We start from the raw sequence: 19,005 nt of genomic DNA on the forward strand, positions 1-19,005 counted from the left end.
CCAAACTCTCGCACTTGTGGCGTTTTGCAGGACGACGTCGTGCTCGGGCGGGGGTGGTCGCATTGGCGATCGTCGCCGCGGTTCTGGGCGTGCCCACGCCCACGTCGGCTGCGGTGGTTCCGGTCCCGGAGACGGCGACCCTGGTGTCGGCGAACCCCGCCGACGTGACTCCGCACGCGCGAGACGGTGAGACCCGTGCCTTCGCGCAGGTGGGCAACACCGTCTTCGTCGGCGGCAGCTTCACCCAGCTCCGGCAGACCGCCGGCTCCGCGTGGGTCACCCAGCGCTACCTCTTCGCGTACGACCGGACCACCGGCACCATGTCCACCACGTTCCTTCCGGTGCTCGACGGCGCGGTCAACACGCTCATCGCCGGCCCGGGCGGCACGCTGATCGTCGGCGGCACCTTCAAGAACGTCAACGGCGTCTCGCGCAAGAACCTGGTCGCGCTCAACCCGTCGACCGGCGCGATCATCGACAGCTGGGTCGGGCGCTCCGACGGCGGCACGGTCCGTGACCTGGTGCTGCACGGCAACTGGTTGTACGTGGCCGGCGCGTTCAACTGGCTCAACGGCACCGCGCACGCCGGTCTCGGCCGGCTCAACGCGACCACCGGCGCGATCGACCCGAGCTTCGTCATCGACGCCACCGTCGGGCGGCACAGCACCACGTCGTACGTCTGGACCATCGACGTCACCCCGGACGGCAACACGCTGGCCGTCGGCGGCAACTTCACGCTCGTCAACGGCGTGGCGCGCAACCAGATGGCACTGGTGGACGTCTCCGCGACGCCCACGCTGATCGACTGGAGCACCGACAAGTTCGTCGCGCCGTGCGCGGCGCCGACGACCTTCGTGCACTACGTGCAGGACGTGAAGTTCGGTGCCGACGGCAGCTGGTTCGTGGTCGGCACCAACGGTGGCAGCGGCTGGCCGTCCGCGTACTGCGACGCCCTGGTCCGCTTCGAGACCGCCGCGCGGGGCAGCGGCCAGCTCGCCACCTGGGCCGACTTCACCGGCAACGACACCATCACCTCGGTCGAGGTCGCGGACAACGTGATCTACCTGGGTGGGCACTTCCGCTGGCTCAACAACCCGAACGCCAGCGACACCGCCGGCGCGGGCGCGGTCGACCGGCTCGGCATCGCCGCCGTCACCCCGGCGACGGGTATGCCGGTGAACTGGAACCCGCGCCGCAGCGGCGGCGCCTCGATGCCCTCGGGCACCAGCACCTGGGGTTCGTCGGTGCCGGTGCTCTGGCGAGGCTCGGACGGCCTGTACTTCGGGCACAACTCCGATGGCATGGGCGAGGAATACCACGGCCGCCTCGGCATGTTCCCGCTCGCCGGCGGGCGTACCTTCACCCCGAAGAACCCGCCCGCAGCCACCACCGGCAACCTCTACCTGAACACCGCTCCGGGCACCCTGGCGAAGGTGCCGTTCGACGGCGTCGCGCTGGGCACCCCGGCCACGGTCAGCCAGCCCGCGTACACGGCGGCCGGCGCGACCTGGCGGGTGGACGACCGGATCTACTGGTCGCACACGGTGGCCGGCACGCCGACCGGCAGCCGGATCGACGTGTCGCTGTTCAACGGCGGAGCGATCGGCTCCCCGTGGGAGGCGTCCGGCTACAACGACTGGTACAACCCGGCGTTGCTGACCGGCGCCTTCTTCCTCGACGGTCGGCTCTACTACACCCGTACCGGGGCCAACGGTCTCTACTACCGCTACTTCGAGATCGACGGCAACTACCTCGGTGCCACCGAGTTCACCCTGCCGACCACTGGCGTGACCTGGTCGACGGTGCGTGGCATGGCCTGGGTGGGTGGCCGGATCGTCTACGGTGCCACTGACGGCGCTCTGCGCAGCGTGCCGTTCGACCCGACGGCCGGGCCGAGCGCGGCGGTCGATGGTGCCACGGCGACTGTCATCAGCACGGCGACGCCCGAGTTGTCCTGGTCTACCCCATCGACATTCTTCTCCGTACAGTAACGGTCAACCGTTCGTAACGGAGCATCGGTAGATTGTTCACGTTGGGCCGGCGGCGGTGGTTCATCCGTCGCCGGCCCCGCGACGTGGGGAGGGTCGTTGCTCGGCGCCGCAGGCATCCGTACGAGACGCGCGGTGCGTCTGCTCTTCGCGGTCAAACGCGGCTGGTACCGGCTCCGCTACCGGCGATTGACACTCGGCCGGGACGTGGAGATCCGTGGTCGGATCCGGCTGCGCCGCGGCGTGCGGGTGACCATCGGTGACCGCACCCGGTTGAACAAGCTCGTCCGCTTCGCGGGCCCCGGCGAGGTACGCGTCGGCGCCGACTGTCTGCTCAACGCCACCTGGATCGGCACCTGGACGTCGGTGACCGTGGGGGACCGGTGCCTCCTGTCGGACTGCGAGCTGCTCGACAACGACTTCCACAACCTGCCGCCCGCGCAGCGGCACGCGCCGCCCGGCCCCGCCACCCGCGCTCCGATCGTCCTCGAGGACAACGTGTGGGTCGGCGCGCACGCCCTGGTCATGAAGGGCGTACGGATCGGCCGGGACAGCGTCGTGGGCGCGGCCACGGTGGTCCGGACGGACGTCGCGCCCGGCGTCGTGGTCGTCGGTAATCCTCAACAGACGGTGAAGAAGTTCCATGACTGATGCAGCTCCCGGCCCCTGGTCCACCGACGCCCCGTCCTCCGGGACCTCCGGCACGGTGACACTGACCGACCTGCTGCGGGTGCCGATGCACCGGCTGCGGTTGGTGGCGGCGGTGGCGATGGTCGGTCTGCTCGCCGCGCTCGGCTACGTGCTGCTGGTGCCGGCGGCGATGAGCGCGAGCGCCGTGGTGGCGGTCCGGCCGGTGGTGACCGACGCGTTCACACCCAGCGGCGCGGGCGCCGACCGCGCGGTGAACATGAACGTGGAGAGCGGCATCGCCACCGGCACCGAGGTCGTGCAGCGGCTCGCCGACTCCGCCGGCGGCGACCCGCGCGACATCCGCGACGCGCTCGAGGTCGAGGTGCCCACCGGTGGGCAGATCCTGCGCTTCACCTACCAGGCGGGCGAAGCGCAGCGGGCGGTGCAGAGCGCCAACATGGCCGCCCAGGCCTACCTGGACGTGCGCCGCACGATGTACGAGCGCCAGCGCGCCGAGATGCTGCGTTCCTACGACGACAGCATCACCAAGGTCGTCGCCCAGCAGGCCGCGCTGCAGAAGCGGGCGAACACCGCCAAGGACACCGCCGCCGGGGATGCGCTGGTGGCCGAGCTGGCCGGGATCAACAACCAGCTCACACAGCTCAACGCCGCCCGTACCGAGATCGCCGCGGTGGACGTCAACCCCGGGTGGGTCACCCAGACCGCCGAGAAGGCGCTGGTCACCTCCGCCGGGCACCGACCGCTCTATCTGGTCGCCGGGCTGCTCGGTGGGGCGCTGATCGGCATCGTGCTGGCGTACGCCTGGGAGTCGACCGACCGGCGGGTCCGTTCGGTCGCCGACGGGCGGGACGCCACCGGCCTGCCGCTGCTCGGCACGGTGCGCCGCCCGGCGCTGCGGGGCAGCGCCCGGGCGGTCGACGCCGACATCCGGTACGTGGCGATGGCCGTCGCCGAGCGGGTCCGTCAGCCCGCCCGGGTGGCGCTGGTCACCGCCCGGGAGGACGCCACCGCGCTCACCGCGGGGCTCGCGGTGGCGCTCGCCGCTGACGGTCGGGAGGTCTTCGTCGCCGACGACAGCGGGCGCACCGAGCGGCTGCGCGCCACAGTGCTCGCCGACCGGGGGCGGCTGCCCATCGACCCGTCCCGGCCGCTGGTGCCCAAGCCCCGCCCGGCCGGCAGCACCACGACCGTCGCTGGCGCCGCGGACGGCACGGCCGCCCGCCGGCCCTCGCCGCACCCGCCCGGCGCCCGCCCGTCCACCGACCCGGACGCCACGCTGACACTGCCCCGGGTGTCGTCCGGCCGCCCGGACAGTGGCCGGGTCGTCGACCCGGACGAGGTGGCCGTGGGCGTGGGCAGCGTCCGGTTCGGCACCTGGCGGCAGGGTGCGGACCACGGCCTGGTGCTGTTCAACGCCCCGCCGGCGGAGTCCGACGAGCGCGGCGTCGCGGTGGCCCGGCAGGGCAGCGCGGTGGTGGTCGTCGAGCGGGACCGCACCCGGCAGAGCGACCTGCGCCGCCTGGTCGAGCGGCTGCGTGCGGCCGGCGTCACCCCGCTGGGCTTCGTGCTCACGCGCAACGGCCGGGTCTGACGGTGTCGGTCACCCGCGCCCCGGCGACCGAACCGCCGCCCGGAGGCGTTCCGGCCGCCGTCGCGCCGGTGCCGCGGCCCGCGCCGCCCCGACTGCCGCTCTGGCCGCTGTCGCTGATGTTCGGCCTGGTGCCGCTCTGGTGGCTGCTCGGCGCGTTCTACCTCGGCTGGCCCCTGCTGGGTGCGCTGCTGTTCGCGTTGCTGCTCACCCGGGGGCGGGTGCCGCTGCCGCCGGCGGTGGGCATCTGGCTGCTGTTCCTGGCCATCGTGGTGGTCAGTGCCACCCAGCTCTCGTCGCCCGCCTCGCTGCTGACGTTCGCGCTGCGCCTGGCGTTCTACCTGACCGCGCTGGTGGTCGGGGTCTACGTCTACGCCGCCGCGCGGGAACGCGCCAGCCTGATGGCGGTGCTCACCCCGCTCTGCGCGTTCTGGTTCGGCCTGGTGGCACTGGGCTGGCTCGGGGTGCTGGTGCCCCGGTTGGCGATGACCACACCGATGGAGGTGCTGCTGCCTTCAGGGGTGGCCGGCACCCCGTTCATCCAGGACATGGTGCACCTGACCACGGCGGAATACAGCGCCCGGTCGCTGAACCCGATCTATCGACCGGCCGCGCCTTTCGCGTACACGAACAACTACGGCAGCGCGTACGCCATGACCCTGCCGTGCATGGTCGCCTACGCGATGCTGTGTCGGCGGGGGGCGCTGCGCTGGGCGCTGCTGGCGTCGCTGCCGTTGTCGCTGGCACCGGCGTTCCTCACCCTCAACCGGGCGATGTTCCTGAGCCTCGGCGCCGGGCTGGCGGTGCTCGGGGTGCGGGCCAGCCTGCGCGGCAACGTCCGGGTCGCCGCCTCCATCGTCGGGGTGGTGGTGATCGGCGCGTTGACCACGCTGTTCATTCCGATCACCGACCTGATCAGCCAACGGGTCGACTCCAGCGACACCAACACCGACCGGCTCTCGCTCTACACAGAGGTGATCCGCCGGGTGCAGGAGTCGCCGTGGTTGGGCTACGGCGCGCCGGTGAACGTCGACACCGTCTCGGCGGCCGCGCCGATCGGCACCCAGGGTCAGCTGTGGATGGTGCTGTTCAGCCACGGCGTGCCCGCGCTCATCTGTTTCCTGGCCTGGTTCGTCGCCGCCGCGGTGATCTGCGCGCGGGCGACCTCGGCGGCCGGGCAGTGGCTGGCGGTGGTGCCGGTGGTCTGCCTGGTCCAGGTCCCGTTCTACGGCATGGCCAACCAGAACCTGGCGGTCGCGTTCTTCGCTGTCGCCTTCGCGATGGCGCTCAGCGAACGCGAACGGCTGACCCGGTTGGCCGTACCGCGACCGCCGGCCACGCGGGACCCGGTGGTGCTCGCATGACCGCCGCCACCCGACCTCCGGTCGGCCCGACGCCGGTCGGCCCGGACGAGCCGGTGGCTCCGGCCGCCGGCGTGGCGGCGGACACGGGCTCGGCCGAGACACGCCGCAGCGCCCGCAGCGGCGTGGCCGGATTGCTCGGCGCGGCCACCAGCGGCCTGTTCGGCTTCGTGCTGGCCGTGGTGATCACCCGGGGGTACGGCACGGCCGGCGCGGGCGCGTTCTTCGCCGCGATCGGGGTGGTCACCGTGGCCACCGCGGTGTGCACGCTCGGCGCGGAGACGGGTCTGATGTGGGCGCTGCCCCGCCGTACGGCCGGGGTGCGCGGGGACGCGGCGCGGCTGCTCCCGGTGGCGCTGATCCCGCCGCTGCTGGCCGGGCTCCTGGTCGCCGGGGTCGGCGTGCTGGTCGCCGACGCGCTCGCTCCCCGGCTGCTGGGCGGTTCCGGTGCGAGCGGCGACGCGCTGCTCACCGTCACGTTCGCCGCGGTGCCGGTGGTGGTCGCCATGACCCTGTTGCTGGCCGCGCTGCGCTGCGTGCGACCCATCCGGGCGTACGTCGGGGTGCAGTTCCTCCTTCTGCCGGTGGCCCGCCCGGTGCTGGTCGGTGCCGCGGCGCTCGCCGGTGGGGGCCTGCTCGCCGGCATGACCGGCTGGTTGGTGCCGGCGGCGTTGGCGCTGCTGGCCTGCCTCACCCTCGTCGCCGGCCCGCTCGGGTTGGGCCGGGGCGCGACGCTCCGTCCGGTTCGCTCCGACTGGTCGACGTTCTGGCGCTTCGCGCTGCCCCGGGCCGCCTCGGCGGCCATCGACGCGGGCAGCATGTGGGTGGGTGTGCTGCTCACCTCGGTGCTGGCCGGCCCGGCGGACGCGGGCGTGTTCGGCGCGGTCGGCCGGTACGTGCTGGCCGGCCAACTGGCCATGCAGGGCCTGCGGGTGGCGGTGTCGCCGCAGTTGTCCCGGCTGCTCGGGCGTGGCGAGCGGGCGGCGGCGGCAGCCGTGCACCGGCAGTTGACCATCTGGGGGCTGGTGCTGTCCTGGCCGGTGTACCTGCTGCTGGCGGTGTTCGCGCTGGCCTTCCTCCAGTTGTTCGGGCCGGAGTTCACCGCTGGCGTGCCGGCGATGACGGTGCTCGCGCTGGCGATGCTGGTCAACACCGGGGTGGGCAACGTGCAGAGCCTGCTGCTGATGGGTGGGCGCAGCGGGCTGCACCTGGTGGCCACGGTCGCCGGGTTGACGGTGACCGTCTCGCTGGGCCTCTGGCTGATCCCGAGCTACGGCGCCACGGGCGCGGCGGTGGCCTGGGCCGCCGGCATCGCCACCGAGAACCTCACCGCCGCCGGGTTCGCCCGGTCGGTGGTTCGGGAGCCGCTGTTCGACGCCGCGATGGTGCGTGCCGCGGCGGTCACGGTCGCCGGTGTGGGGTTGGCGGCCGGCGCCGGCGTGCTGGCGGGCGGTCGCGGCCTGCCCGGCCTGTTGGTGGCGCTGGCGGTGCTGCTGGCCGGCTGCGTCGGCATGTTGACGTTGCCCCGGGTGCGCGCCGGCATCCGGGGGACCATGAGGCAGATCCGTGCAGGGGACAACGCGGCCACGGCCGCCGAGCCCACTCCGGCATCGACGAGAGGCAGGTGAGGTCCGTCGTGGCGTCCATCCGTGACCGGGTCAAGCAGTTGGTCCCGACCCAGGTGACCACCCGGGTGAAGGAGTCGCTGGTCGACTACGGGGTACGCACCAGTGATCGCCGGCCGCTGCCGGACTTCCTGATCATCGGCACCAAGCGGGGTGGCACCACCTCCCTGTGGAACTACCTCATCCAGCACCCGCTGGTGCCGCGCCTCTTTCCCGCGTGGAACACCAAGTCGGCGCACTACTTCGAGGAGCACTGGGCTCGCGGCGAGTCCTGGTACCGCTCGCACTTCCCGACCGAGCGGCAGCGGGACGCGCTGGCCAAGCGGCACGGCGGGCCGGTCCGGGTCGGTGAGGCCGCCCCGCTGTACATGTTCCATCCCCTCGCCGCGCAGCGGGTCGCCGCGCTGATGCCGACGGTGAAGCTGATCGTCCTGCTGCGCGACCCGGTGGAGCGGGCGTACTCGCACTGGAAGGAACGCCGCACCCACGGCATCGAGCCGTTGGACTTCCCCGACGCGCTGGCCGCCGAGCCGGCGCGTACGGCGGGAGAGCGGGAGAGGCTGATCGCGGAGCCGGAGTCGTTCAGCGAGGCGTACGACTGGTACACGTACCGGGCCCGGGGGCGCTACCTGGAACACCTGGAGCCGTGGTTGGAGCGCTTCGACCGACAGCAGATCCTCTTCCTGCCCAGCGAGGACCTCTACCGCGACTCCCGCGCGACCTACCGGCGCACGCTCGACTTCCTCGGGCTGCCGGCGTACGACCTGCCCAACTTCAAGGTCTACAACGACCGGCGCTCGTCGCCGTTGGAGCCGGCGGTGCGCGCGGAGCTGACCGACTACTACCGGCCGTACAACGACGCGTTGCGTCAGCGGCTCGGGCTGGACCTCGACTGGTCGGACCGTCCGGCGTGACGACGCGGGTGGGCCCGACCACGGACCCGCGCTCGCGGGTGGACGGTCTGGGCTGGGTGAGTCGCGCGGTCTTCCCGGACGACCGGGTCGGTCTGACCGTGGGCGGTGCCCTGCCGGCCGGCCACCAGGCGGTGGCCCGGTACGCGGTGGTGCCGTCGGTCGCCCGGGCGAGGTTCCTGGTGCCGCTGGGCTCATCCCGGGCCGGAGCGGCGTCGCTGTTGGCGTACAACGCCCTCCGGCCACCGAAGGTGCGCGCGCTACGGGCGGTGCTGGGCGGCCTGGCCCGGTTCGGTCAGGTGGGGCTCGCGCCCTTTCCGACGCTGACCGTCTCGGTGCCCGCCGGAGCGTCGGCGGCCGAGCTGCTGCTGACCGAGCGGCTCGCCGCGGATCTGGGCGGCGCGCCGCTGCTGGCCGCCTGTGGGGTCCGACCACCCGACCCGAACGCCAAGCCGACCCTGCAACTCTTCACCGCCGATGGTCGTCCGCGCGGGTACGCGAAGATCGGTTGGAACGACGCGACCCGCGCGCTGGTCACCGCGGAGGCGGCGGCGTTGCGGGCGTTGCGCGCGGTGACCGGCGTGCCGGATCATCCGACGCCGCCGGGGCTGCTCACCGAGACGGCGTGGTCGGGTCAGGTGGTCGCGGTGATCGAGCCGCTGCCACCCGGCGTACGCGGTGTGCCGGTCGACGACCCGCCGCGGATCGCGGCGCTGCTCGCGGTCGCCCGACGCGGCGGCCCGGCGGGTACGCCCCGACCACTGGCCGGCTCGACCTTCCTGACCCGGTTGGCCGGGCTGGCGGACCGGGCCGCCGCGGCCGAGCCGGCCGGTGCGCGGGCGGTCGCCGCGGTTTCCGCGTTGGGCCGCCGGCATGGCGACACCCGTGTCGAGTTCGGCCACTGGCATGGTGACTGGGTGCCATGGAACCTGGGCTGGCATGCCGGCCAGTTGGTCGCCTGGGACTGGGAACACAGCGGTCCGGACGTGCCGGTCGGGTTCGACCTGGCGCACGACGCGTTCCAACGGGCGCTGGTGCTGCGGGGGGAGCCGGCCGACGCGGCGGCATCGGCCGTCGACGGGCACCTGGGCCGGCACGGCGACCGACTCGGTCTCGACGCGGCGCAGCGCCGGCTGGTCGCGGACGCGTACCTGGTGGAGATGTGGTTGCGCACCTGGCGGCTGGCCGACGCGGGCGCCGGCTGGAACGCCGCGCTGCATCCCGCACTGCTGGACGTCATAGAGAAAAGACATAGCGGCTGATCCGGGGAATCGCGGCGTCGAGGATGCGGCGCAGAGTGACGACAAACTCGCAGGTGGTGATGACGATCGATGGGTTCTCGGGCGATCGGTGCGCCGGACGGCCCGATGTGGAGATCGACATCTCGTCCGGTCGCGCTATTCAAGGACCGGGAAACGTGTGATCTGCTTCTGCGTGGCGTGAACTGAAATTCCAAGCGAACTTGTGGGGAGTCGCGTGGACACGAAGAACGATGACGGTACGGCGCCGGTGCTGCTGCTGGTCGGATCCAGCGGCGGACACCTGGCCCAACTACTCGCCCTGCGGCCCTGGTACGAACAGTGGCAGCGTTGCTGGGTCACCTTTGACACCCCGGAGGCGCTGTCCCTGCTCAACGGTGAGGATCTGGTGCCCGCGCACCACCCGACCACCCGCAACGTGCCGAACCTGCTGCGCAACGCGCTGCTGGCCTGGCGGGTCCTGCGGGCCCGGCGGGTCGCAGCGGTGGTCACCACCGGTGCCGGGGTGGCGGTGCCGTTCGTGGTGCTGGCCCGGCTGCGGCGCATCCCGACCGTCTACATCGAGGTGTACGACCGGATCGACACCCCGACGCTGACCGCCCGGCTCTGCCGCCCGTTCCTGTCCGCGATGCTCGTGCAGTGGGACGAGCAGCGCCGGCAGTACCCCGAGGCGACCGTCGTCGGGACGCTGCTGTGACCGGGGAGACGGGCACCGCCCGGCGTCCCCAGCCGCAGCCGACAGTGGAGTCGTCCCGCCTGCCACGTCAGCGCGACAGCGCGTCGACGGCCCAGCTCAAGCTGCTGGTGGCGGTCGGCACCGACAAGCACCCCTTCGACCGGCTCGTCGACTGGCTGGCGCAGTGGCACGCGCAGGTCACCGGCCCGGTCGGGCTGACCGTGCAGCACGGGCACACGAGCGCGCCGTCGCTGCCCGGCGCGGTGCCGTTCCTCGGCCACGACGAGCTGCAGCAGGCGATGGTCCACGCCGACCTGGTGGTCTGCCACGGCGGCCCGGCGACCATCCTGGAAGCCCGCCGGCACGGCCACCTGCCCATCGTGGTTCCCCGGGACCCGACGCGCGGTGAGCACGTCGACGACCACCAGCTCCTCTTCGCCCGCCGCCTCGGCGCGGCCGGGCTGGTGGCGCTCTGCGAGACCCGGGAGGCACTGCACGACGCGTTGACGACCGGGCTGGCCGACCCATCCCGGTACGCGGTGGCCGCCGACCCCGGCGCACACGAGGCGCGACGGGCGGCGGTGGCCCGGGTCGGACGGATCGTCGACGACCTGGTTGCCGGTTCGACCCCGCGCCCATCCCGGTGGCGGGTCCGGCCCCGGCCGCGTCCGGGCACGAAGGAGACCCGATGACCCAGCAGCCCAGCGTCAGCGTCGTGGTGCCCACCCGGGACCGTCCCGAGCTGTTGCGGGCAGCGGTGCGCGCGATCCTGGCCCAGGAATACCCGGGCCCGATCGAGGCCGTGGTGGTGTTCGACCAGTCCGCGCCGGACGAGTCGCTGACCGAGCTGGCGAACGGCCCGGACCGCGCGGTGCGGGTGATCCACAACTCCCGTACGCCGGGGTTGGCCGGGGCGCGCAACAGCGGGACCGTCGCGTCCGGCGGTGAGCTGGTCGCGTTCTGCGACGACGACGACGAGTGGCTGCCCGGCAAGCTGGCAGCCCAGGTCGACGCGCTGGCCGCCCACCCGGAATCCGAGTTCGTCTGCTGCGGCATCCGCGTCAGCTACGACGGGCACACCGTCGACCGGGTGCTCGACAGGGACCGGATCACCCTGGACGACCTGCTGCGTGACCGGATGACGGAGCTGCACCCGTCGACCTTCCTGATCCGCGCCAGCGCCCTGCGCGACGGTTTCGGTCTGGTCGACGAGGAGATCCCGGGCAGCTACGCGGAGGACTACGAGTTCCTGCTCCGGGCGGCGCGCAGCGCGCCGCTGATCAACCTGCGTACGCCGTCGGTGCTGGTCCGCTGGCACAAGCGCTCGTACTTCGCGCAGCGGTGGGACACCATCTCCGAGGCGTTGCAGTGGTTGCTGCAGCGCTACCCGGAGTTCGCCACCCAACCGGCCGGCGCGGCCCGCGTCGCCGGGCAGATCGCGTTCGCCCAGGCCGCCTCCGGTGACCGCCGGGGCGCGTTGCGCTGGGCGCGACGCACCCTGCGCAGCAATCCCCGGGAGCCGCGCGCCTACCTGGCCCTCGCCGTCGCCGGGCGGGTGGTTCGGGCCGACGCGGTGCTGCGCACCCTGCACAAGCGCGGTCGGGGGATCTGAGCCGCCGCCGGCACCCGGGCCGACCGGGTGCCGGCGTCCGCAGGGCGGGACGCGCCGGGCAGCACGGCGGGCCGGCCACCGGCCGTGACAGACTGACCGACGTGTTGCGCTGGCTGACTGCAGGTGAATCGCACGGTCCCGCCCTCGTCGCGATGATGGAGGGGGTGCCGGCCGGCATCGAGGTGACCACCACCGTGATCGCCGACGAGCTGGCCCGCCGGCGGCTGGGCTACGGCCGTGGCGCCCGGATGTCGTTCGAACGCGACGAGGTCGAGCTGCTCGGCGGCCTGCGGCACGGCGTCACACTGGGCAGCCCGGTGGCCATCCGGGTCGGCAACTCCGAGTGGCCGAAGTGGCAGACCGTGATGGCCGCCGACCCGGTCGACCCCGACGAGCTGGCCCGGCAGGCCCGCAACGCCCCACTGACCCGCCCCCGGCCGGGCCACGCCGACCTGGCCGGCATGCAGAAGTACGGCCACACCGACGCCCGGCCGATCCTGGAACGCGCCAGCGCCCGGGAGACCGCCGCCCGGGTCGCTGTCGGCGCGGTCGCCAAGGCCCTGATCCGTCAGGCGCTCGGCATCGAGATCGTCTCGCACGTCGTCGAGCTGGGCCCGGTGGCCGCGAAGCCCGGTCTGCGCCCCACCCCGTCCGACGCCGCCCGCATCGACGCCGACCCGCTGCGCTGCCTCGACGCGGAGGCCAGCGCCCTGATGGTCGCCGAGGTCGACGCCGCGAAGAAGGCCGCCGACACCCTCGGCGGCGTGGTCGAGGTCCTGGCGTACGGGGTGCCGCCGGGGTTGGGCAGCCACGTGCAGTGGGACCGCAAGCTCGACGCCCGACTGGCCACCGCGTTGATGTCCATCCAGGCGATCAAGGGCGTGGAGATCGGTGACGGCTGGCAGCAGGCCCGGTCCCGTGGCTCGCAGGCGCACGACGAGATCATTCCGTCGGCCACCGGCGTCCGCCGGGTCACCGACCGGGCCGGCGGGCTGGAGGGCGGCATCACCACCGGTGAGCCGCTGCGGGTCCGCGCCGCGATGAAGCCGATCTCGTCGCTCAACCGGGCGCTGGCCACCGTGGACGTCACGACCGGCGAGCCGGCCACCGCGATCAACCAGCGGTCCGACGTGTGCGCGGTGCCCGCCGCGGCGGTCGTCGCCGAGGCGATGGTGGCGCTGGTGCTCGCCGAGGCGGCCACCGAGAAGTTCGGCGGGGACTCGATCGCCGAGATCCGCCGCAACCTGGCCGGATACCTCGACGCGCTGGTCATCCGCTGATGGCCCCGCTCGTCGTGCTGGTCGGCGCGCCCGGCTGCGGCAAGACCACCGTCGGGCGGGCGCTCGCCGACGCCCTCGGGGTGGAGTTCCGCGACACCGACACCGACATCGAGCAGATGGCCGGTAAGCCGATCCCGGAGATCTTCATCGACGAGGGCGAGGCGCACTTCCGTACCCTGGAGCGGGCCGCGGTGGCCGCGGCGCTGGCTGCCGGCACGGGCGTGCTCGCCCTCGGCGGCGGCGCGGTGCTGGCCGAGGAGACCCGGGCCGCCCTGGTGGGGCACCGGGTGGTGCACCTCTCGGTCGAGTTACCCGACGCGGTGAAGCGGGTCGGCCTCGGCACTGGCCGGCCGCTGTTGGCGCTCAACCCGCGGGCCACCCTCAAGCACCTGATGGACCAGCGCCGGCCGCTCTACGCCGAGGTCGCCACCGCGACGGTGACCACCGACGGGCGGGCCCCGGCGGCGATCGTCGACGAGATCACCGCCCTGCTGCCCCGCTGACGTCGGCCCGGCCGGTGAGCTACCGGCCGGGCGACGGTGCCCTTCCCGTGGCCGCGCTCAGCCTCGGGCGGCCGCGTCGAGGATGTCGGCGAGGGCCTTCGGCTCGCTGAGCATCGGCCAGTGCCCGGTGGGCAGTGCGAACAGCTGACCACCGGCCAACCCGGTGAAGTACGGGTGTCCCTCGCTGATCATCTGCTCCACCACCGCCAGCGGAAAGGTGCTGGCGACCAGAGCGGTCGGCACCGGACGCCCGCCGGTGCGCCGCACCGGGTCGGTGGCGGCCCGCAGCGGCTGCGGGGTGGCCCGGGCGCGGAGCAGAGCCAGCGTGGGCTCGTCCAGACCGGCCAGGTTCGTCGGGTCGGCGGCCGGATCCCAGGCCGGCGGCGGCAGCAGGTGCCCGTCGCCGATCGCGGCCCGCAGGTGCTGCTGCTCCTCGGGGGGCACTGTGTCGAACTGCGCGGTGCCGTCGGGCAGCGGACCGCTCTCCACGTAGACCACCCGGGCGATCCGGTCCGGGATGCGGTCCGCCGCCTGGGCGACCGGCATGCCGCCACCGGAGTGCCCGACCAGCAGTACGTCGCGCAGGTCCTCGACCTCGATCAGCCGGACGATGTCGAGGGTGTGCGTCTCCAGGCTCACCTCCGGCCCGGCCAGGTGGTCGCGCTCGGCCAACCCGGTCAGCGTCATCGGGTGCACGTCGTGACCCTGCGCGCGCAGGGTCGCGGTGACCTCCCGCCACGCCCAGGCCCCCAACCAGAAGCCCGGCACCAGTACGAACGTCGCCATCTGTCGCTCCTTCTCTCGGTTACCGACAGACCGTACGATTGAATCCGGACAGGATCCGCCCGGTTTGGAGGAGTGGCCCGTGTCACATCCCGCCGGTCGGGTGCTGGCTCTGCTGGAGTTGCTCCAGGCTCGGCACCGCGCGACCGCCGCCGAGTTGGCCGCACGGCTCGGCGTCGACGACCGGACCGTGCGCCGCTACGTGGCCACACTGGTCGAGTTGGGCATCCCGGTCACCGCCGACCGGGGCCGCCACGGCGGTTACCGGTTGCACCCGGGCTACAAGCTGCCACCGCTGATGCTCACCGACGACGAGGCGGTGGCCGTGCTGCTCGGCCTGGTCGTCGCCGAGCGGGTCGGGCTGGCCACCGAGCAGCCCGCCACGGCCACGGCACTCGCGAAGATCCGTCGGGTGCTGCCGGCGGCGCTCGCCGACCGACTCGCGGCCGTGCAGGAGCATCTCGGCTTCACTCTGCGACGCCCCGAGCCGGAGCTGCGGCCGGCGTCGGGCACCCTGCTCGCCCTGGCCGCAGCCACCCGGCACCGGCAGCGGGTGGCACTGGACTACCGCTCCTGGCGCGGTGAGCAGTCGCACCGGGAGCTCGACCCGTACGGTCTGGTCTTCCACTCCGGCCGCTGGTACGTCACCGGCCACGACCACCGGCGCGGCGAGGTCCGCACCTTCCGGTTGGACCGCATCGGCGCCGTGACGCCGGACGGGGCATCGTTCACCGTCCCGGAGGGCTTCGACCCGGTGGCACGGGTGACCCGGTCACTGGCCGGTGTGCCGTACACACACGAGGTCGAGGTGCTGCTGGAGACCGACCTGGTCACCGCCCGTCGCCGCATCCCGCCCAGCGTGGCCGAGCTGACCGCCACCACCGACGGGGTGCTGCTGCGGGCCCGGGCGGAGAGCCTGCCCGGCATGGCCGCGCTGCTCGCCGGGCTGGGCTGCCCGTTCACGGTGCGACATCCGGACGCGCTGCGCGCCGCGGTGGCCGAGCACGCCCGACTGCTCGCCGACTGGGCGGCCCGGCCAGCAGGTGGGCAGCCGCCTCCACCGCGTCGTCCGCTCGACTAGGCTGCCGGCGATGGACGAGGTGACCCGGATTCCGGTCGGCGGCGAGCGGCCGTACGACGTGTTGGTGGGGCGTGACCTGCTGGGCGCGCTGCCCGGCCTGCTGCCCGGCGCGAGCCGTGCGGCGGTGCTGCACGCGCCCCCGCTCAAGGCCCTGGCGGACGCGCTCGGCGGGCGGCTGCGCGCCGCCGGCATCGAGCCGCTGCCGATCGAGGTGCCCGACGCCGAGTCGGGCAAGCAGATCGACGTGGCCGCCTCCTGCTGGGACCGGCTCGGGGCGGCCGGCTTCACCCGCACCGACGCGGTCGTCGGGGTGGGCGGCGGCGCGGTGACCGATCTGGCCGGGTTCGTCGCGGCCTGCTGGTTGCGCGGGGTGCGCTGGGTGCCGGTGGCGACCTCGCTGCTGGGCATGGTCGACGCCGCCGTCGGCGGCAAGACGGGCATCAACACGGCCGCCGGCAAGAACCTGGTGGGCGCGTTCCACCCGCCGGTCGGTGTGCTGGCCGACCTGGCCACCCTGGACAGTCTGCCCGCGGTCGACCTGGCGGCCGGGCTCGCCGAGGTGGTCAAGTGCGGGTTCATCGCCGACCCGACGATCCTGGACCTCGTCGAGCGCGACCCGGAGGCGGCCACCGACGCGCGCGGGCCGGTGACGCGGGAGCTGATCGAGCGGGCGATCCGGGTCAAGGCCGACGTGGTCGCCGGTGACCTGCGCGAGTCGGGCGTGCGGGAGGTGCTCAACTACGGTCACACCCTCGCCCACGCGATCGAGCAGAACGAGGGCTACCGCTGGCGGCACGGTCACGCCGTCGCCGTCGGTCTGGTGTACGCCGCCGCGCTGGCCCGGCTCGCCGGCCGGCTCGACGCCCCGACCGCCGACCGGCACCGGGTCACCCTGACCGCGCTCGGTCTGCCGGTGAGCTACCCGGCCGACGCCTGGCCGCAGCTGCTGGCCGCGATGCGGGTGGACAAGAAGACCCGGGGCAGTCGGCTGCGCTTCGTGGTCCTGGACGGGCTGGCCCGCCCGGCGATGCTGGAGGGCCCGGACGACGCGCTGCTGGAGGCCGCCTACCAGGAGGTCTCTGCGGCGTGAAGGTCTATGTGTTGAACGGGCCGAACCTGGGCCGGCTGGGCACCCGCGAGCCCGAGGTGTACGGCGCGACCACCTACGCCGACCTGGTGGCGCTCTGCGAGCACACCGGGAAGCAGCTGGGGTTGGACGTGACGGTCCGGCAGACCGACGCCGAGCACGAGCTGCTCGGCTGGCTGCACGGCGCCGCTGACGAGGGTGCCGCCGTGGTGCTCAACCCGGCGGCCTGGTCGCACTACTCGTACGCGGTGCGGGACGCCTGCGCGATGCTGCGGGGGCCGCTGGTGGAGGTGCACCTCTCCAACATCCACGCCCGCGAGGAGTTCCGACACCACTCGGTGGTCTCCGCGGTGGCGACCGGGGTCATCTGCGGTCTGGGCATCGACGGTTATCGCCTCGCCCTGCACCATCTGGCTGCCACGACCAACTGACATTCGCAGCCCTTACCGCCTGTCACCGTTACCGTGGGTTTCCCTTGGGTGACCCGCCAACCGGGCCGCCGTCCGCTACCCACATCCTTTGCTCTGCACCCACGGATGCACCAGAGGTGCTGAGCTGCGGATCTGTGATGTTCGCCTGGGTTGGCCCGGGCACACTCCCGCCACGAAGGGTGACTGTCGCATCCGTGGGTGCAGAGCAAAGGATGTGCGGGTCGGGGGTTGGGCCGGCCGGAAAGTGACTCGATGTCACCATTGACGTCTCCGGCTTGGCGGTGTGGCGTCGATGCGCGAACCACGGCAGGTCACCCGGTCGGCGCAGCTAGTAGACTCGGCAGGTCTGTCCGCCAATTGATGATCAAGGCAGGAAATGGCCTCCACCAACGACCTCAAAAACGGCCTGGTTCTCAACCTGGACGGCGAGCTCTGGGCCGTCGTCGAGTTCCAGCACGTCAAGCCCGGTAAGGGTGGTGCCTTCGTGCGCACCACGCTGAAGAACGTGCTGTCCGGGAAGGTGGTCGACAAGACCTTCAACGCGGGCACCAAGGTCGAAACCGCGACCGTTGACAAGCGCACGATGCAATACCTGTACGCCGACGGCGAAGACTTCGTCTTCATGGATCTGGAGACCTTCGACCAGATCACCGTGCCCGGTGGCACCGTCGGTGAGGCAGCCAACTACCTGCTGCCCGAGGCGGAGGCGACCGTCGCCCAGCACGAGGGGGTGCCGCTCTACATCGAGCTGCCCACCAGTGTCGTGCTGGAGGTCACCTACACCGAGCCGGGCCTGCAGGGCGACCGTTCGACCGGTGGCACCAAGCCGGCGACCGTGGAGACCGGCGCCACCGTGCCGGTTCCGCTGTTCATCACCACCGGTGAGAAGATCAAGGTCGACACCCGCGACGGCCGTTACCTCGGCCGCGCCTGATGGCTGAGGGTTCCAAGCAGCAGATGCCGGCGCGCCGCAAGGCGCGCAAGCGGGCGCTGGATGTCCTCTACGAGTCCGACCTACGAGACAAGCCTCCGGTGGAGGTGCTCGCCGGCTACGTGCAGCGGATCGAGCAGCCCCGACCGGAGCACCTGGGCTACGCGGTGGGCCTGGTCGAGGGTGTCGCCGAGCACCTCGACCGGATCGACGAGCTCATCGCCAGTTACGCCGAGGGATGGACGCTGGGGCGGATGCCGGTCGTCGACCGGAATCTGGCCCGGATCGCCGTCTACGAGCTGCTCTACGTCGACGAGATCGACGACGCGGTGGCGATCAGCGAGGCCGTTGAGCTGGCCCGGCAGATGTCCACCGACGATTCGCCGCGCTTCCTCAACGGGGTGCTCGGCCGGATCGCCGAGTACGCCACCCGCTGAGCGTCGCACCGACGAACGCCGCAACGCGAAAGGGCCCGTGCCATCCGGCACGGGCCCTTTCGGGTGTTGCGGCAGATCAGGTGAGGCAGCAGATCAGGAGGCGAAGAACGCCCGGGGGTCGGCCACCAGCACACCGTGCTCGGTGAGCCGCTCGATCAGGCCCGACGGTGAGGCGTCGTACACGATCGCGAGTGCCCGCAGGTCGTCGGCGCGGATGGAGAGCACCCGGCCGTTGTAGTCGCCGCGCTGCTGCTGGATGGCGCGGGCGTAGCGCGCGACGTAGGCCAGGTCCTCCGAGGCCTCGTCGTAGAGCCGCTCCAGGTCCAGGACGATCTTGCTGGTGGGCTCGTGACGGACACCACTGCCGTCAGGCAGCAGCTCCGAGACGGGGACACGGTAGAACTCGGCCAGCTCGGCCAGACGGGACACCGTCACGGCCCGGTCGCCACGCTCGTACGAGCCGACCACCACGGCCTTCCACCGCCCGTTCGACTTCTCCTCCACACCCTGCAGGGAGAGACCCTGCTGTTGGCGGATGGAGCGCAGGCGGGCGCCCAGAGACTTGGCGTATTCAGAGGGCATTCGGACACTCCCAGTGCTGCTCGGGGTTCTCCCGTCGATCGCTACGGAGCGTGACGGTACGGGGAATGGGACACCTGGTCAAGTGGTCGTGACCCTACCGTTGGGGAGCGTCTGGGAAGTTATCCCCTTTTCGTGGTGCTGATCCGGTGGTCAGTGGCCGCCGTCCATCGGCCCGGTGACCACTGGTAACGTGGCGTGAAGCCCCGGCTCAGGAGCGCT

At 72.7% G+C, this 19,005-nt stretch carries 19 protein-coding genes; 17 read left to right on the top strand and 2 right to left on the bottom strand.

Annotated features, from left to right (window positions below):
• Positions 1 to 14 precede the first annotated feature (14 nt).
• The 12 genes from HNR22_RS30325 to HNR22_RS30380 all read left to right on the top strand — a co-directional run bounded on the left by HNR22_RS30325 (position 15) and on the right by HNR22_RS30380 (position 13,454).
• The gene (locus tag HNR22_RS30325; RefSeq protein ID WP_425488085.1) at positions 15 to 1,991 is read left to right on the top strand and encodes a hypothetical protein; all 1,977 of its coding nucleotides are present in this window, start codon (positions 15 to 17) and stop codon (positions 1,989 to 1,991) included.
• A gap of 132 nt (positions 1,992 to 2,123) precedes the next feature.
• The gene (locus HNR22_RS30330) at positions 2,124 to 2,639 is read left to right on the top strand and encodes an acyltransferase (protein WP_231927317.1); all 516 of its coding nucleotides are present in this window, start codon (positions 2,124 to 2,126) and stop codon (positions 2,637 to 2,639) included.
• A complete protein-coding gene (locus tag HNR22_RS30335) occupies positions 2,632 to 4,230 on the top strand; it encodes a P-loop NTPase family protein (protein ID WP_179783258.1) in 1,599 nt (532 codons plus the stop codon). Before HNR22_RS30330 ends, HNR22_RS30335 begins: the two co-directional genes overlap by 8 nt.
• Before the next feature lie 68 nt (positions 4,231 to 4,298).
• Complete coding sequence (locus HNR22_RS30340; protein WP_343060058.1) at positions 4,299 to 5,591, top strand: O-antigen ligase family protein; 1,293 nt, start codon at positions 4,299 to 4,301, stop codon at positions 5,589 to 5,591.
• A complete protein-coding gene (locus tag HNR22_RS30345) occupies positions 5,588 to 7,216 on the top strand; it encodes a lipopolysaccharide biosynthesis protein (protein WP_218906806.1) in 1,629 nt (542 codons plus the stop codon). Before HNR22_RS30340 ends, HNR22_RS30345 begins: the two co-directional genes overlap by 4 nt.
• Positions 7,217 to 7,224: 8 nt before the next feature.
• Positions 7,225 to 8,127, top strand: coding sequence for a sulfotransferase domain-containing protein (locus HNR22_RS30350; RefSeq protein WP_179783787.1), 903 nt, complete (start codon positions 7,225 to 7,227; stop codon positions 8,125 to 8,127).
• Complete coding sequence (locus tag HNR22_RS30355; protein ID WP_179783260.1) at positions 8,124 to 9,386, top strand: phosphotransferase; 1,263 nt, start codon at positions 8,124 to 8,126, stop codon at positions 9,384 to 9,386. Before HNR22_RS30350 ends, HNR22_RS30355 begins: the two co-directional genes overlap by 4 nt.
• 214 nt (positions 9,387 to 9,600) lie before the next feature.
• Positions 9,601 to 10,080: a glycosyltransferase family 28 protein gene (locus HNR22_RS30360; protein ID WP_088947445.1), complete on the top strand. Its 480-nt coding sequence runs from the start codon at positions 9,601 to 9,603 to the stop codon at positions 10,078 to 10,080.
• A complete protein-coding gene (locus tag HNR22_RS30365) occupies positions 10,077 to 10,751 on the top strand; it encodes a glycosyltransferase (RefSeq protein ID WP_179783261.1) in 675 nt (224 codons plus the stop codon). Before HNR22_RS30360 ends, HNR22_RS30365 begins: the two co-directional genes overlap by 4 nt.
• Entirely contained in the window at positions 10,748 to 11,671 is a 924-nt protein-coding gene (locus HNR22_RS30370) for a glycosyltransferase family 2 protein (RefSeq protein WP_179783262.1), read from the top strand. Before HNR22_RS30365 ends, HNR22_RS30370 begins: the two co-directional genes overlap by 4 nt.
• 101 nt (positions 11,672 to 11,772) lie before the next feature.
• Positions 11,773 to 12,951: a chorismate synthase gene (aroC, locus tag HNR22_RS30375; RefSeq protein ID WP_099852256.1), complete on the top strand. Its 1,179-nt coding sequence runs from the start codon at positions 11,773 to 11,775 to the stop codon at positions 12,949 to 12,951.
• Complete coding sequence (locus HNR22_RS30380) at positions 12,951 to 13,454, top strand: shikimate kinase (RefSeq protein ID WP_099852257.1); 504 nt, start codon at positions 12,951 to 12,953, stop codon at positions 13,452 to 13,454. Before aroC ends, HNR22_RS30380 begins: the two co-directional genes overlap by 1 nt.
• A gap of 57 nt (positions 13,455 to 13,511) precedes the next feature.
• Here HNR22_RS30380 and HNR22_RS30385 read toward each other — a convergent pair whose 3' ends face one another.
• Complete coding sequence (locus HNR22_RS30385; RefSeq protein ID WP_179783263.1) at positions 13,512 to 14,240, bottom strand: alpha/beta fold hydrolase; 729 nt, start codon at positions 14,238 to 14,240, stop codon at positions 13,512 to 13,514.
• A gap of 79 nt (positions 14,241 to 14,319) precedes the next feature.
• On the opposite strand from HNR22_RS30385, the gene HNR22_RS30390 reads away from it, so the two are divergent.
• The 5 genes from HNR22_RS30390 (at position 14,320) to nusB (ending at position 18,204) form a co-directional block, all read left to right on the top strand.
• Positions 14,320 to 15,318 (top strand): WYL domain-containing protein, encoded by a 999-nt coding sequence (locus HNR22_RS30390; protein WP_179783264.1) that lies wholly within the window; start codon positions 14,320 to 14,322, stop codon positions 15,316 to 15,318.
• A 10-nt stretch (positions 15,319 to 15,328) separates the two neighbouring features.
• Positions 15,329 to 16,408 (top strand): 3-dehydroquinate synthase, encoded by a 1,080-nt coding sequence (gene aroB / locus HNR22_RS30395; protein WP_179783265.1) that lies wholly within the window; start codon positions 15,329 to 15,331, stop codon positions 16,406 to 16,408.
• Positions 16,405 to 16,836, top strand: a complete 432-nt coding sequence (aroQ, locus tag HNR22_RS30400) for a type II 3-dehydroquinate dehydratase (RefSeq protein WP_179783266.1) — start codon at positions 16,405 to 16,407, stop codon at positions 16,834 to 16,836. Before aroB ends, aroQ begins: the two co-directional genes overlap by 4 nt.
• A gap of 376 nt (positions 16,837 to 17,212) precedes the next feature.
• Positions 17,213 to 17,770: an elongation factor P gene (gene efp, locus HNR22_RS30405; RefSeq protein ID WP_007458344.1), complete on the top strand. Its 558-nt coding sequence runs from the start codon at positions 17,213 to 17,215 to the stop codon at positions 17,768 to 17,770.
• Between the two features lie 23 nt (positions 17,771 to 17,793).
• On the top strand, positions 17,794 to 18,204 hold the full coding sequence (gene nusB, locus HNR22_RS30410; RefSeq protein WP_179783788.1) for a transcription antitermination factor NusB: 411 nt from the start codon (positions 17,794 to 17,796) through the stop codon (positions 18,202 to 18,204).
• 93 nt (positions 18,205 to 18,297) lie between these two features.
• Here the strand turns inward: nusB and bldD are convergent, their stop codons facing one another.
• Entirely contained in the window at positions 18,298 to 18,786 is a 489-nt protein-coding gene (bldD, locus tag HNR22_RS30415; RefSeq protein WP_007458348.1) for a transcriptional regulator BldD, read from the bottom strand.
• Between the last annotated feature and the right edge of the window lie 219 nt (positions 18,787 to 19,005).

Origin of the sequence: Micromonospora jinlongensis, from assembly GCF_013410645.1 — a bacterium.
In the GTDB taxonomy this organism is placed as follows: domain Bacteria; phylum Actinomycetota; class Actinomycetes; order Mycobacteriales; family Micromonosporaceae; genus Micromonospora; species Micromonospora zamorensis.

What these genes read in the sequence shown, in the direction of transcription:
- HNR22_RS30335 (WP_179783258.1), top strand. Translation starts at nt 2,632, where the DNA reads ATGACTGATGCAGCTCCCGGCCCCTGGTCCACCGACGCCCCGTCCTCC.
- HNR22_RS30345 (WP_218906806.1), top strand. Translation starts at nt 5,588, where the DNA reads ATGACCGCCGCCACCCGACCTCCGGTCGGCCCGACGCCGGTCGGCCCG.
- HNR22_RS30370 (WP_179783262.1), top strand. Translation starts at nt 10,748, where the DNA reads ATGACCCAGCAGCCCAGCGTCAGCGTCGTGGTGCCCACCCGGGACCGT.
- HNR22_RS30380 (WP_099852257.1), top strand. Translation starts at nt 12,951, where the DNA reads ATGGCCCCGCTCGTCGTGCTGGTCGGCGCGCCCGGCTGCGGCAAGACC.
- HNR22_RS30385 (WP_179783263.1), bottom strand. Translation starts at nt 14,240, where the DNA reads ATGGCGACGTTCGTACTGGTGCCGGGCTTCTGGTTGGGGGCCTGGGCG.
- aroB (WP_179783265.1), top strand. Translation starts at nt 15,329, where the DNA reads ATGGACGAGGTGACCCGGATTCCGGTCGGCGGCGAGCGGCCGTACGAC.
- efp (WP_007458344.1), top strand. Translation starts at nt 17,213, where the DNA reads ATGGCCTCCACCAACGACCTCAAAAACGGCCTGGTTCTCAACCTGGAC.
- nusB (WP_179783788.1), top strand. Translation starts at nt 17,794, where the DNA reads ATGCCGGCGCGCCGCAAGGCGCGCAAGCGGGCGCTGGATGTCCTCTAC.
- bldD (WP_007458348.1), bottom strand. Translation starts at nt 18,786, where the DNA reads ATGCCCTCTGAATACGCCAAGTCTCTGGGCGCCCGCCTGCGCTCCATC.